Origin of the sequence: Bartonella sp. DB5-6, assembly GCF_000278115.1 — a bacterium.
GTDB lineage: Bacteria > Pseudomonadota > Alphaproteobacteria > Rhizobiales > Rhizobiaceae > Bartonella > Bartonella refiksaydamii.
In genome coordinates this window covers 157606-172477 of record NZ_JH725118.1, presented here as the reverse complement: position 1 = coordinate 172477, position 14872 = coordinate 157606, and the positions used below count along the sequence as shown (strand labels likewise).

The following is a 14872-nucleotide window of genomic DNA, read 5'->3' as shown; positions in this document are numbered from 1 at the left end:
GGTGTAAACGTTACAACTGATAATGAACTTGTGCAGCATGTCTATAAATTTTTTGACTTCATACGTCTTGCTTTGGCTCTTAACCTTCTTGAGGGCGAGGATGCTAATGAGTGGAGATTTAAAGTTATGGATACGAGATTATACCTACTTGTGTTTTCATCGCATTATCCAGAAAACCATGCTAGGCATTTGCCTCTACAAGATGCGATCGCATTTCTAATTCAGCCGAACTTTACTTTTCATAAGTTTGCAAATACGCAAACAAATTTGATAGCTTCTACAGCTCGGAAGCGGATACGTCAAGCTTATGCGGAATCTGGGATTTACTATAATATTCCGTTAGCAGAATCGCTAGATCATAAGTCAAAATATGTGAAAGCAACTGATACAAAAAAGATTTTACGATGGTGGAAGATCGATGATGAAGGATTTTAGTTCAAAGGAAATTGATATTACTGCGTTCTCATATCCTGATTTTTTGGGTCTTTTTAGATATAAATAATACACCGCCTAGTCGGCTGGAGACTATCAGATATTGGATCACGCATGGCGCGATTAGCAAAAAGTCTTATCTTGTGTGCGAAGTGCAATGTCAAGCGGTGGGAATTGATATAAGTGCAGAGTCTGTAGCATCCGCTTAGAACAAGGTTGATAGCTCTGTTATGCAGGGGATGGTTAAGTTTCATGTCGGAAATGCTGAGCATATGTCTTATCCTGAAAATACATTTACGCATATTACGGCGGGGTGAGTGTTTGTAAGCATTAGATGTAAAGGCATAGCTACTCACCATCCTAGGTTGTTTACTTTTATGTGGATAACAATAGAGATTACAAAACTTGCTTCATATTAAAAGAAAAGTTCCTTTTCTTTTAATTAAGCATTGTTACAGCCAAAAGGAAATTAAATATCTCGCTTTTATTATTCTTGCTAATATTTGCTTATGTGTGATTATTTGAATCAGAATTAGGTTACGTCCACTATGGTATTTCTCACTGTTTTATATAAGGAGAAGGTTCGCACCGATGTATCACGTGCAATATCAATTTTTTCACTATGGTTGATAGAATAGCTTGTTGAGTGTAAGGTTCTTTCACTTTGATGGAAGTTTTGGCATTCTTCAAAAATTAAGTTAATAAAGTTTTTCGTGACATTCATGTATGGGATGATACCATAAAAGCAGACCTTTGTTGTTTTAAAGTTGGTGTATTATAGCTGTGAAAAATGGTAAACAAATGCGAAACAAGAGTTCTAAGCCTGTTTCTGGTTTCCTAAAAAATTTACGTGGTGTAAGTAATTGGAAGCAAGTTTCGCAGTGGCTTGCTTTCCGTAATGTAGAAGATATTGAATGTATTACACCTGATCAAGCAGGTGTACCGCGTGGCAAGATGATGCTTTCTAAAAAATTCACATCGGAGACATCGTTGGCATTGCCTTCAGCAGTTTTTATGGCAACAATTTCAGGAGATTATCCTGAAGATGGCCATGGTTTTGAATATCCTAAAACAGATGGTGATTTACGTCTTGAGCCTGATCTTTCTACGTTATGCATTGTCCCATGGGAAGATGCTCCTACTGCACAAGTGATTTGTGACCTTGTATATCAAAATGGGCAGATTGTAGATTATACACCACGAAATGTTTTGCGAAAAGTAATTGATTTTTACACGCAAAGGGGGTTAAAGCCCGTTGTCTCGCCAGAAATAGAGTTTTATTTGGTAGAAAAGAATCCCGATCCTGATTATCCCTTAGTTCCGCCGGTTGGTCGGTCTGGACGTTCAATTGGTGGAGGGCAGGGATATTCGATTGCTGGTGTGAATGAATTTGATGAGTTCATTGATGATATTTATCAATTTTCAGAAGCGCAGGGGTTGGAAATTGATACCCTCATTCATGAGGAAGGTGCCGGTCAGTTTGAAATCAATTTGCGTCATGGTGACCCGATTGAATTGGCTGATCAAGTTTTCATGTTTAAGCGAACAATTCGTGAAGCGGCGCTTAAACATAATATGTATGCAACTTTTATGGCCAAACCGATCCAAGGGCAGCCTGGGTCTGCTATGCATATTCATCAATCGGTTATTGATAAGAAAACGGGTGCTAATATTTTTACAGAGGATGATGGCGGGGAAAGTATCTGTTTTCGCCATTTTATTGGTGGATTACAAAGACATATGTCTGGGGTGCTTGTGATGCTTGCACCTTATGTGAATTCTTATCGACGTCTCATGCCTGATATTTCTGCGCCTGTTAATTTGCGGTGGGGGTATGATAACCGTACTACAGCTTTTCGTGTACCACGTTCTGCTCCACAAGGGCGGCGCGTTGAGAATAGAATTCCTTCGTCAGATGCTAACCCTTATCTAGCACTTGCAGCCTCTCTTGCTTGTGGTCTCATTGGTTTACAACAAAAGCTTGAACCCGATGAGCCAACAACAAGTAATGTGAACGCTGATAATGTTGAATTACCGCGTGGGCTTATTGAGGCTGTTAACTTATTTGAACAAGATACAGCGATACGTGCTATTCTAGGGGATGTATTTGTAAGTACTTATGCTGCAATCAAACGACAAGAGTTTGAAACTTTTATGGAAGTGATTAGTCCGTGGGAGCGCGAATATCTCTTGCTGAATGTTTGAGGTTTGTCACGATGATTGAATATAATCCAATTTCTCCAGGAGTTTCTTGGTATGAGGATGCTTTAGAAGAACGCCCCTCTTACCCGTCTTTTGACGGACAGATACAGTGTGATGTGGTTATTATTGGAGGTGGATTTACGGGGCTTTCAGCTGCTTATCATTTAGCAAAAACTGGAGTGAGTGTTGTTTTGTTGGAGGCTTCACGGTTTGGTGATGGTGCTTCAGGGCGCAATGGTGGGCAATTGGGAACGGGTCAACGACAATGGGTGGAAACACTAGAAAAAAAGTATGGTTTTGAGCGAAGTAAAGCGCTGTTTGATTTAGCTGAAGAAGCCAAAAGGGATATTGTATCTTGGTGTACTATGCCTGATTGTCAGTGCGATTTTATGGCAGGACAGCTTTCCGTAATTCATAAAAAATGTGAGGTTGTATCTTATCAACGGCATGTTGAGACAATGCAGCGTTATGGCTATCATGGTATTACTTTTATGGACAGGAATGAAACGGCCAAGCGGCTAGGCTCGTCTTTTTATTATGGTGGTATTCATGATGCAGACACTGGCCATATAAATCCTTTAAAGCTGGTTATTTGGTTGGCAAAAAAAGCAAAAAGTGTTGGTGCTAGTCTTTATGAGAAGACACAAGTAACGGGGATGGAGCGTAATAATGCCCATTGGAGGGTGGTAACAGAACGAGGAAATATAATGGCTGAGAAAATTTTATTGGCAACCAATGCCTATAAGCTTGGACTTCAGCATTTTGTTGAGAAAAATATTGTTTCTATCCGCTCTTACATTGGAGCAACGGAACCGTTATCAAAAGATAGTCCGATTCTTCGAGGAGGCGAATCGGTAGATGATTCTCGTTTTATGGTTCGCTATTTTCGCAAAAGCATTGATAATCGCTTATTATTTGGCGGTGTAGAAAGTTATGATAATCAGCATCCTACAAATTTAGATGAACGTATACGACGGCAGATTGCCGAAATTTATCCTCATCTACACTCTATAAATTTGACTCATCGCTGGGGAGCGACAGTTGCTATTACTGTTGAGCGTATGCCTTATGTTCGCCAACTTTTCACAGGAATAACTTATTGTGGTGGTTATTCTGGTCATGGAGTTATGCTTGCTCCTTTTATGGGGAAATTATATGCTGAATGGTTGACTGGGAAGCGTGAGCGTTTTGCGTGTTTTCAAGACTTAAAGATTTCATCTTTTCCAGGTGGTAGAGTCCTGCGTTATCCGCTTGTATTTTTGGCAATGCATTGGTTTTCCTTAATGGATCATTTTTAACTGGATACCGTTTTCAATGAAGAAAATTAATGGCTTATTTAGTATCTATCTGCTTTAATGATTGAAGCTTCTATAAATTGTTTAAGCTTTTGTAATTGAAGAGGAAGAGAGACAGGTTCATGGTAAGTAAAATTATTCCAGTCTCTCCCTTTGATTGTGTTATTTTTGGTGGCAATGGTGATTTGGCAGCACGCAAACTTTTACCTGCTCTCTATCATTGTCAGTGTGTTGGGAAATTTAACGAGCCAATGCGTATCATTGTGGTTGCACGCTCTACGTTGAGTAATGGAGAATATCAAAATTTTGTTCGTGCTTCTTTGGAGAAACATATTTCTCCAAAAGATCTCAACCAAATTCAACTTAATCGTTTTCTTGCACGTTTAACCTATGTTTCTATTGATATCACATCAAATCGAGGGTGGGAGGATTTAGCTCTACTGCTGTCAAAAAATCCAGCTGATATTCGAGCTTTTTATTTAGCGGTTAGTTCGTCACTTTTTTATGATATTGCGATGAGATTAGGACAAAATGGTTTGGTGACGCAACAAACACGGATTATTATTGAAAAACCCATTGGCCGCGATGTAAAAACAGCCGTTGAACTCAATGATATATTTGCAAGAATATTTGATGAAGATCAAATTTTTCGCATTGATCATTATCTTGGCAAGGAAACGGTTCAAAATTTGATGGCATTGCGATTTGTTAATACGCTTTATGAGCCGTTGTGGAATTCTAATTACATTGATCACGTTCAGATAACGGTTGCTGAGTCTTTAGGATTAGAGGGGCGTACAGAATATTATGAGAGTACGGGTGCTCTACGCGACATGGTACAGAATCATATGCTACAATTGCTCTGTTTGGTTGCTATGGAAATTCCATGTACTAATAAAGCAAATGCCGTGCGTAATGAAAAACTGAAAGTTTTGCATTCTTTAACACCTCTTGGTGTTCATAATGTAGAGCAACATACTGTGCGAGGGCAGTATCTCGCTGGTGTATTGAACGGTATCTCTGTAGGATCTTATCTTGATGATTTGGGGAAAAAAAACAGTAAGAGTGAAACATTTGTGGCGCTTAAGGTTAAGATTAATAATTGGCGTTGGGCGGATACACCTTTTTATTTACGAACTGGTAAGCGTATGGCTGCGCGTATGTCTGAAATTGTTATCGTTTTCAAATCCATCCCTCATAATATTTTTGATACGGATTCAGATGAAATTTTTTCTAATAGACTCGTTATCCGTCTCCAACCTGATGAGGGTGTAAAACAATGGTTGATGATTAAGGAGCCAGGTCCTGGAGGTATGCGATTTTGTCATATTCCGTTGGACATGAGTTTTGCGTCTGCGTTTTCTGAACGTAATCCTGATGCTTATGAACGCTTATTGATGGATGTCATTCGTGGAGATCAAACACTGTTTATGCGTCGTGATGAAGTTGAAGCCGCGTGGCGTTGGATTGATCCTATTCTTGAGGGATGGCAAACAATAAAGCAGCCTGTTTATGGATATAGAGCTGGTTCATGGGGTCCGTTTGCTTCAACACTTTTGATGGAACGTGATGGACGTATATGGAACAATTTAGTTTAGAGAAATAAGTATGCATGGAATGAATATTGACCGTTTAAATTTTGAAACACCTACCACTCTCGCTTTGGCATTGGCTGATCGCGTTGCAGCAGAGCTTAGTGTAGCAGTTCTTGAGCGTAAGCGCGCAATTCTAGCAGTCTCTGGTGGTAAAACACCAGAATTATTTTTCCATTATTTGTCAAAAGCAGATATTGATTGGCAAAATATTATCATTACTTTAGTTGATGAGCGCTTTGTATCTGCTCATCTTGAGCGTTCAAATGAACATATGGTACGGCGTCATTTGTTACAAAATTTTGCGGCTAAAGCACATTTTGTAGGACTTTATCAGAAGGCAATTACTGCTGAGCTTGCGGCTTTTTCGGCAGCTAGTCGTATTAATACTTTGCCTAAACCCTTTGATGTTATTGTTTTAGGCATGGGTATTGATGGACATACTGCTTCCTTTTTTCCTGATGCTGATCGTTTGAAGGAAGCGCTTGATCTTCGGACGCGGGCACTTGTTTTACCACTTCATGCAAAAAGCGCTCTTGAGCCAAGGCTTACGCTGACTTTGCCAGTCATAATGCAATCTCGTTGCATTATTCTCCATTTTGAAGGGTTTCAGAAACGTGATTGTTTTGAAGAGGTTTGTCAGGATGGGTCTGAAATGGAAATGCCTGTTCGCGCTGTTTTACGTAATGCCAATCATCTTGTTCAGGTTTATTGGTCACCGGAAGAAAATGAAATAAGTGAAGTGAAAATATGATACGAATACAGATGACACGCAATCTCATCTTTGATGATGGAATGGGGGACAAACATGGCACTTTCCAAAACAGTTGCTAAGATTACACGGAGAATTTATGAACGCTCTCTACCAACGAGAGAAATTTATTTAGATCGTATTGTTACAGCACAGGCAAATCATCCTAAGCGAAGTTTTTTGGGATGTGCCAATCAGGCCCATGGTTTTGCAGCTTGTTGTCCAATAGATAAAGAACGTTTAAAGTTTAATACTGCTGGGAATATTGGCATTATTACCGCATATAATGATATGCTTTCAGCACATCAACCTTTTGAGACTTTTCCTCGCTTAATTAAAGAGGCAGCCCGTGTGGCTGGTGGTGTAGCACAAGTGGCGGGTGGTGTTCCTGCTATGTGCGATGGTATAACACAAGGGAATGCAGGGATGGAGCTCTCACTTTTTTCGCGTGAAGTGATTGCAATGGCGACGGCTATAGGCTTATCACACGATATGTTTGATGCTGCATTGTATCTTGGAGTTTGTGATAAAATCATACCTGGTTTAGTGATTGGGGCGTTAACATTTGGTCACTTACCAGGAATTTTTGTTCCTGCTGGTCCTATGACAAGTGGTCAAGGTAACAATGAAAAAGCGAGGATACGCCAACTTTACGCGGAAAATAAAATAGATCGCCAAACATTGCTAGAATCAGAAGCACGTTCTTATCATGAGCCAGGAACATGTACATTTTATGGGACTGCTAACTCAAATCAGGTAATATTGGAGATGATGGGGTTACATATGCCGGGAAGTTCTTTCATCAATGCGAATACACCGTTACGTGATGCTTTAACAAAGGAAGCGACTAATCGTGTACTTGAAATGACAGCACTTGGCGATGATTATAAACCACTTGGTACGATAGTTGATGAGCGTTCTTTCGTGAATGCTATTGTAGGATTAAATGCAACAGGAGGATCTACCAATCATGCGATTCATTTGATTGCTATGGCAGCTGCTTGTGGTATTCGATTGACATGGCATGATATTGCAGAAATTTCGTCAGTTGTTCCTCTTTTGGCACGGATTTATCCTAACGGTTTTGCTGATATAAATCATTTTCATGCAGCTGGTGGTATGGGATTTGTTATTCGCGAGCTCATTGAGGCGGGTTTAGTACATGAAGATGTTTGTACAGTTTTTGGTAAAGGTCTCAATGCTTATGCAATTGAAGTAAAGCTTTACGCTGATGGTAGTGTGGTGCGTGAACCTGCTCTCAATGAAAGCGCTAATCATGAGATATTGGTAGGGTGGAGAAAGCCGTTTCAGCCTGATGGTGGTATTCGTGTTTTATCGGGAGACTTGGGTACAGCTATTATGAAAGTTTCATCTGTTAAGTCTGAGCATTGGCGGATTGAAGCTCCAGTTCTTGTCTTTAATGATCAAGAGGAATTGCAAAAGGCTTTTAAATCTGGGGCGTTGAATGATAAAGATTTTATTGCTGTTATTCGTTATCAAGGGCCGAAAGCGAATGGCATGCCGGAACTTCATAAATTAACGACAATTTTAGGTGTTTTACAAGATAGGGGACAAAAAGTGGCGTTGGTAACGGATGGGCGCATGTCAGGTGCATCAGGAAAAATTCCTGCCGCAATCCACGTAACACCAGAAGCTTTGGAGAGAGGCCCCATTGCACGTTTGCAAGATGGTGATATCGTTTGTCTTGATGCTCATGTGGGTAAATTAGCTATTTTAGAAGATGGAGTAAAATTTAATGCGCGAACAATCATGCCTCCTGATCTTTCAAAAAATGAGTATGGCGTTGGACGTGAGCTTTTTCGTGTTTTTCGTCAATCTGTTAATCGTGCAGATCAAGGAGCATCTGTTTTGATAGTATGAGTAAAATGCGAAAAAAACTAAAGTAATATGCATGTAATGAACATGCGGAAAACTGCTTAGAATTTTGGCATGGGCAGGTTATTGGCTTGAATAGCTGCTTTGAGCGTATTAACCATGAGCATGGCAATTGTCATAGGACCAACTCCTCCTGGAACAGGAGTGATTGCGGCGGCTTTTCCTTTTATTTCTTCAAAATCAACATCACCGACAAGACGTGTTTTTTCCACACCCTTTTCTGGTGCTGCGATGCGGTTAATGCCAACATCAATAACAATGGCACCATTTTTAACCCAGTCTTTTTTAATCATTTGCGGACGACCTACAGCTGCTACTAAAATGTCAGCGCTACGACATACGTCATCGAGATCACGTGTACGACTGTGGGCAATCGTCACAGTAGCATTTGCTGCTGTTAAGAGAGTGGCCATAGGTTTTCCGACAATATTAGAGCGTCCAACAACAACGGCATCAAGACCAGATAAATCTCGTCCGCATTGTTGTTCAATCATCATCATGGCACCAGCTGGTGTGCAGGGAATGATAGCGTCTTCAAATGCGTTGGCTGCGAGTTTTCCTACATTGATATAATGAAAGCCATCAACATCTTTTTGGAAAGCAATGGCTTGTGTTATGCGGTTTGTATTAATATGAGGGGGCAAGGGAAGTTGCACCAAAATACCATGAATTTTAGGGTCAGAGTTTAAGGTTGCAATGAGTTTAAGAAGTTTTTGTTCTTGTGTTTCTTTGAAAATCATATGTTTTACTGACAAAAAACCACATTCTTCGGCTTTTCTGCTCTTTGATGTGACATATATTTGACTTGCGGGGTCTTCTCCAACAATGATAACGGCGATACCAGGCTGTATATTATAGTTATTGCGGAGTTTTGTCGTTTCAGCCTTAACTTTCGTAATAATCTCTTCAGCGAGTTTTTTTCCGTCGATAATATTATTCATAAGGGAGATCCTTTCGGTAAGGCTGTTTATTTTTTTGTAAAGCATTTTTTGACAATACAATAGAGTTTTATTAGCAATATTCCTATGAGAACAATAAGAATGGTTCGATAGTTTTGTGTATTTTATAATTTTTGCAAACCTTTAAAATAATTGCTTTGTAAAGAAGCAGCAACATTGCTGTTTCAATAAACTTTGGATAAGAACAAAAATAATGAAGTTCTCAAATAAGATCTGACGGATTTGAGGGTTATAAGAAACTTTTTAACAGTTATTTAGGTTTTCTTTTAATCTGTTATAGAGGTAAACGTTTAGAGGAATATTGTGCGCGCCAGAATAATAAAATTTTTGAGCGGAATTTTCATTACAATTATTTTTTTGTTTGGAGTTGGTATTCTCATTTTACCTTATCTTGTATCTACAGATACAATACGTATTCGTTTAGCACAGGATTTGAGTACATGGACGGGCTATAATGTGCAATTGCGTGATCCACCGCGGTTAAATCTTTTTCCTTACCCTAAAGCATATCTTTCCGGTGTTACTTTTACATCAAAAATGAATAATGCTGTACCGTTAATGGAAGCTGAATCAATCGAAGTTGATCTTTCTTTGATGGATCTTCTTTTGGGTCATGTTTCTTTTTCAGAGACGCGAATTGTGCATCCGCAATTTGTTATGGAAAAGCCCGTTAAAACAGTAGCAGATCTTTTTGATAGTTTTTCACGGTCACAGGGTGTATTAGGATTAGCAATACGCAATGCTCGTGAAATAATTAAACATAACCCTGATCAGCCGGATATAGAGCGCCTTTTGAAGCAACCCTTCGGACAGGTTGTGATCGAAAATGGTGTACTTGTGTATCATGATAGTATTTCCGGTATGCCGGAAAAAATAACGGGATTAAATGCAACGTTAGATTGGCCAGAAACGACCCAAGAAGTGCGGATTCGTGCAGATGCTCGTTGGCGTGGAGAGTTGACAAAATTATCAATTGATGCCGATCAAGCGTTGCTGCTTTTAGCAGGAGGTAAAAGCCAAATCAAGGCAAGTCTTAATTCTGTGCGTGGTGGTATAACTTTTGTAGGGCAGGCACGATTATCCGAATACTATATTTTTGACGGAAAGGTATCGATGCGCTCTCCGGGGTGGAATCAGACATTGACTTGGATTGGAGGTAACCAGTTTTGGGGATATAAATTAAAAACTCCTATTGTATGGGAGTCTCGTTTTTTAGCGCAGCCAATGCATATTCAAATGAATAATGTTACATTTACAATAGGTACAGCAAATGCACGTGGAGCTTTAGAACTTGATTATCAGGATTATGTACCGATTATAATAGGATCTTTAGCATTTGATAATCTAGATTTTAACCTATTGGGATCAGTATTTTTTTCAGTTAAAGGGAAGAAGCCATCCTGTGATATGGCAATTTTTGATCGTATTGGGGTGGATGTTCGGCTTTCATCACCACAAGCAAAAATAGGTAATATTGCGCTCACGAATTTAGCGGCTGCGATACAAATAAGAAATGGGCATGGCATTTTTGATCTTGGACATGCAAATGTTTTTGGTGGATCACTCCAAAGCAATATTGAAATTGCAACAGCTGGTCAGAAAGTACGTATTGAGGGACGTGCCTCAGGGACCTCCGTTGATATACAGGAGGTTTTAGAGGTTCTGGGAATTATCCCATTTGCACAAAGCAAAGCGAGCTTTACCATGACGGTACAAACGCTCGCTAGTTCTTGGTCAGAAGTTTTTACGAAAATAAAAGGAGAATTGGCACTGAGTATGTCTTCTGGTCGACTATTAGGATATGATTTGAATGAATTACAGTCAAAGCTTTCAAAAAGTGAACAATTTGTCTTAAAGGGTCACGACGCCCTTTCAACAGCTTTTGATCTCTGGGATATTCAAACAAGCTTTTCAGATGGTACGATCAAGATAACAGAATCATTAATGCGTACGGCGGATTGGAATCTATCCCTTTGGGGAATAATTGCATCTACTGTCATGAAAGACCAGCAAAACGAGTTTACATTACAGGCACAATTACGAAAAAGTCATAGCTCAGAAACTGTATGCAGAGATATCCAATGCCTCGCTAATAGCCTTGTGCGGCCTTTTAACTTTTCTCTTAGCTCTACAGAACAGGGGCACGGAATTTTTTTTGTCAAAAAAGATATTAATGCAGATTGATAACCGTTTTTCATTTAGCATTGGTGGGGATTTTAGAAAATTACTAAAAAATATCATGTTGTCGTAAAATCTTAGGGATAAGCTAACCGGTGTTTATTGAATTTCCGCAGAAATACCATAGCCATCTTTGGCGATTGTATGTTTCCCATCCGCTCCAACGGAACCAATTCCGATAGTGATCAGAATAAAAGTTAAGAGGGTAGCAATAGTAATAACTGTGGCTTTTTTAGCAGACATATTTTTCCTCAAATTATGCGATCAATGATTGATTGCGATGGTGAATAGTGTGTTTTTATGAAATCGTGTGAAAGAAGAATCACTTAGTGACCTATTTGTTCCACTATTATCTCATAAAGCTAAAAAAACTCTATAATTCTTTCTCTATTATAGTTCTATAGATATATTTTTTTCTTTTTGTTATATGTTTTTCTCTATTTTTTCGATAATTACAGTTAGCTTCGATACGACTTTTTATGCGCATAAATTATAAACTTAAAAGATTATTTATCCGGCAACCTCTTGCTTTAGATAAAGAAATAAAGATAGAAGGGGCGCAAGCTTCTTACCTTATACGTGTTTTGCGGATGCAAGAAGGAGCCGAAATTTTACTTTTTAATGGACAGGATGGTGAGTGGCTTGCTAGACTCATCACTATTAAGAAAAAATTTGTTGTAGTTCAGCTTATCCATCAAGAAAGATTGCAAACGACGCATTCGAATCTCATTTACTGCTTTGCTCCACTTAAAAATGCGCGTTTGGATTATATGGTGCAGAAAGCTGTTGAAATGGGGGTATCGGTTTTGCAGCCTGTTATAACGCAACACGCACAGGTTACGCGTATCAATATGGCGCGTATGGAGGCTAATGTTATTGAAGCTTCTGAACAGTGTGGCATTTTATCTTTGCCTGAATGCGTACCAGCTGTTTCGTTGACAGAACTTTTAGCACATTGGGATGAGACACAACCTTTGTTCTTTTGTGATGAAGTGCAAATACCGCATAATCCATTACATCTTTTAAAAAATTATAAAATTACAACATCTGGTGTTCTTATCGGACCAGAAGGTGGGTTTAGTAAAGAAGAACGGAATTTTTTAAAAAAACATCCTTTTGTAATTCCGATATCTTTGGGTCCGCGTATTTTACGCGCCGATACTGCAGCTGTTGCTGCTTTTGCCCTTCTTAATGTTACCGTGGGGGATTGGTCAATTAATTGAGAAGTTCGTAAAATTATTCTAAACAATTCGTTAAAAATGATAGAACTGATGACAGGATACGATAAGTTATGGCGCTTGATATAGCTGATGAAAGTGAAATTTATAACTTAGATTCCTTGGTTAGTTATTTCCAAGGGGGGTGTAAGAAAAAAAATGATTGGCGTATAGGTACAGAACATGAAAAATTTCCGTTCTATAGAGATGGTTTTCGTCCTGTCCCCTATGAAGGGACAAGAGGAATTCGCGCACTTCTAGAGGGAATGCAAAAAGCTTTAGGATGGAAGCCTATTCTAGATGAAGGAAATATTATTGGCCTTGTTGGATCAGTTGATCAAGGTGCTATTTCTTTAGAGCCTGGAGGACAATTTGAATTATCTGGTGCACCGTTGAAAACGATTTGTCATACTTATTATGAGGTGATGGAACATTTAGCACTTCTCAAGAAGATTTCAGGACCATTGGGGATTAGTTTTCTCGGGATGGGTGCTAGTCCGAAGTGGACTTTGGCGGAAACTCCCCGCATGCCTAAGTCACGTTATCAGATTATGGCCGATTATATGCCAAAAGTTGGTCACAGTGGTCTTGATATGATGTATCGCACATCGACCGTTCAAGTTAATCTTGATTTTTCATCTGAAACTGATATGCGGCGAAAAATGCAAGTATCAATGAAGTTACAATCCATTGCAACAGCATTATTTGCCAGTTCACCTTTTACAGAAGGCAGTCCGAATGGCTTTTTATCTTGGCGCTCTGAAATTTGGTGTGACACGGATAATCAGAGATCTGGAGTTCTTCCCTTTGTATTTTCTGAGAGTTTTGGTTTTGCCGATTACGTTGACTGGGCACTTGATGTACCAATGTATTTCGTTGTGCGCGACGGTCGTTATTATGATTGTACACATATAACTTTTCGTCAGTTTATGAATGGAGCATTAAGAGACAAGATTGCAAATTCAATGCCTAATATGGGAGATTGGATTAATCATCTATCCACTTTGTTTCCCGAAGTGCGCTTAAAACGATTTTTGGAAATGAGAGGTGCTGATTGCGGTTCTTGGAAGCGTATATGTGCGTTGTCGGCTTTTTGGGTTGGGCTTCTTTATGATAGTGAAGCGCTTAATGAAGCAGAAGCTTTGACAAAAGATTGGTGTTTTGAAGAAGTTTTAGATATGCGCAAACGTGTTCCTAAAGAAGGATTGAGAACACCTTTTCGTCAAACCATAATTTTAGAAATAGCTCGTGAGGCTGTTGCTATTTCACGCAAGGGCTTAAAAAATCGCTGGCAATATGATGCTGATGGTTTTGATGAGACAAATTTTCTAGATTCCCTAGAAGAGGTGATCGCAATGGGTCAAACAGATGCCGATAAATTTTTGTCCCTTTATCATTCTATTTGGGATGGGACTGTGGAACCTCTATTTTTAGAATGTGCCTATTAAATTTGAGGAAGAGAGAAAAATATTTTACGCATTTAGAGAAGTGTGTATTATTGTTGTTGTGCATTCACGGACTTTCTTTTAAAAGAAACATTGCATCCCCTTGTGTTATTCACGAAGGATAGAATGGGAGATTTAGTGGGCATTGTCTTCTTGACTTATACCAGTAACAGATCAGAACTATAGTGATACTTCGTTAATCTAAAATTGTATTTTCTTTTGCATTAAAATGACTTATTTAGCCCTTTCTAAAACATTTTTTATCCACACATTCATCTCGCGTGTGATGTGCAAATAAGCGATTTTTTTTGATTCACTTTAAAACGAGTCTGGAATGAGAGAATCTTACTGTACTTACTGTACTCAGTATACTCATTCAAGTGACAAAACGATAAATTACCATTACAAATCAATAAACTATGCTAATAGAGCATTTTTTTTAAATACGTTTTCAACATTAATGTTTATTCTGTTACTCATTGTTTGTATTTGTTTTATAGCGTTTTTTGTATCACATCTTACTGGTGATATTGTCTTTCTTTTTGTGTCATGATGCGGTATATCTGTGTAGAAAGAGCGCAAACAACAGCTGTATTTTTAAAACGAGTTATAGAACTGTGTGTTATCATTCTCTCTGTATTCATAATTTGCTCTTCTTGGTTAATGTCAGGTTAGGAATTTAGAATTTTTTGTGTACTCAAATATCGAATCATAAAAGTTTCTTTCAAGTTTTGCTAAAAAGAAAATTCCTTCTAAATTATTCCAGTTAACATCGTATTGGATTGCATTATCTTGAAAAGCCTTAAGTTTCGTTTTTTTAGTTGTTAGACAGTAGAGTTGATAGTTCTTTATCTTCTTTGCAACAAATCAGTAAAGCGTTCACAAAAAACAAAGATTATGTGATA

11 protein-coding genes are annotated in these 14872 nt (G+C 38.7%); 9 read left to right on the top strand and 2 right to left on the bottom strand.

The genetic code is table 11. The annotated features are described in order from the left end of the window. Positions 1-126 precede the first annotated feature (126 nt). The 6 genes from MCO_RS05575 to edd all read left to right on the top strand — a co-directional run bounded on the left by MCO_RS05575 (position 127) and on the right by edd (position 8153). Complete coding sequence (locus MCO_RS05575; protein ID WP_155799346.1) at positions 127-435, top strand: hypothetical protein; 309 nt, start codon at positions 127-129, stop codon at positions 433-435. A gap of 774 nt (positions 436-1209) precedes the next feature. Further along, entirely contained in the window at positions 1210-2637 is a 1428-nt protein-coding gene (locus MCO_RS05570) for a glutamine synthetase family protein (RefSeq protein ID WP_040298923.1), read from the top strand. An 11-nt stretch (positions 2638-2648) separates the two neighbouring features. Continuing rightward, complete coding sequence (locus MCO_RS05565; RefSeq protein ID WP_007553162.1) at positions 2649-3932, top strand: FAD-binding oxidoreductase; 1284 nt, start codon at positions 2649-2651, stop codon at positions 3930-3932. A 119-nt stretch (positions 3933-4051) separates the two neighbouring features. Beyond that, positions 4052-5527 carry a glucose-6-phosphate dehydrogenase gene (gene zwf / locus MCO_RS05560; RefSeq protein ID WP_007553160.1) on the top strand — a complete coding sequence of 492 codons (1476 nt, stop codon included), beginning with the start codon at positions 4052-4054 and terminating at the stop codon, positions 5525-5527. A 10-nt stretch (positions 5528-5537) separates the two neighbouring features. Next, entirely contained in the window at positions 5538-6275 is a 738-nt protein-coding gene (gene pgl, locus MCO_RS05555; RefSeq protein WP_007553159.1) for a 6-phosphogluconolactonase, read from the top strand. A gap of 54 nt (positions 6276-6329) precedes the next feature. Beyond that, positions 6330-8153, top strand: coding sequence for a phosphogluconate dehydratase (edd, locus tag MCO_RS05550; protein ID WP_007553158.1), 1824 nt, complete (start codon positions 6330-6332; stop codon positions 8151-8153). 56 nt (positions 8154-8209) lie between these two features. Here edd and folD read toward each other — a convergent pair whose 3' ends face one another. Then, entirely contained in the window at positions 8210-9109 is a 900-nt protein-coding gene (gene folD / locus MCO_RS05545) for a bifunctional methylenetetrahydrofolate dehydrogenase/methenyltetrahydrofolate cyclohydrolase FolD (RefSeq protein WP_007553157.1), read from the bottom strand. 321 nt (positions 9110-9430) lie between these two features. Between folD and MCO_RS05540 the strand changes: the two genes are divergently transcribed. Continuing rightward, the gene (locus tag MCO_RS05540) at positions 9431-11311 is read left to right on the top strand and encodes an AsmA family protein (protein WP_007553156.1); all 1881 of its coding nucleotides are present in this window, start codon (positions 9431-9433) and stop codon (positions 11309-11311) included. Positions 11312-11404: 93 nt separating this feature from the next. On the opposite strand, the gene MCO_RS10855 is transcribed toward MCO_RS05540, so the two are convergent. Continuing rightward, positions 11405-11548, bottom strand: a complete 144-nt coding sequence (locus MCO_RS10855; protein WP_007553155.1) for a hypothetical protein — start codon at positions 11546-11548, stop codon at positions 11405-11407. A gap of 236 nt (positions 11549-11784) precedes the next feature. Between MCO_RS10855 and MCO_RS05535 the strand changes: the two genes are divergently transcribed. Next, positions 11785-12528 (top strand): 16S rRNA (uracil(1498)-N(3))-methyltransferase, encoded by a 744-nt coding sequence (locus MCO_RS05535; RefSeq protein ID WP_007553154.1) that lies wholly within the window; start codon positions 11785-11787, stop codon positions 12526-12528. A gap of 68 nt (positions 12529-12596) precedes the next feature. Next, on the top strand, positions 12597-13970 hold the full coding sequence (locus MCO_RS05530) for a glutamate--cysteine ligase (protein ID WP_007553152.1): 1374 nt from the start codon (positions 12597-12599) through the stop codon (positions 13968-13970). The last annotated feature ends 902 nt before the right edge of the window (positions 13971-14872 follow it).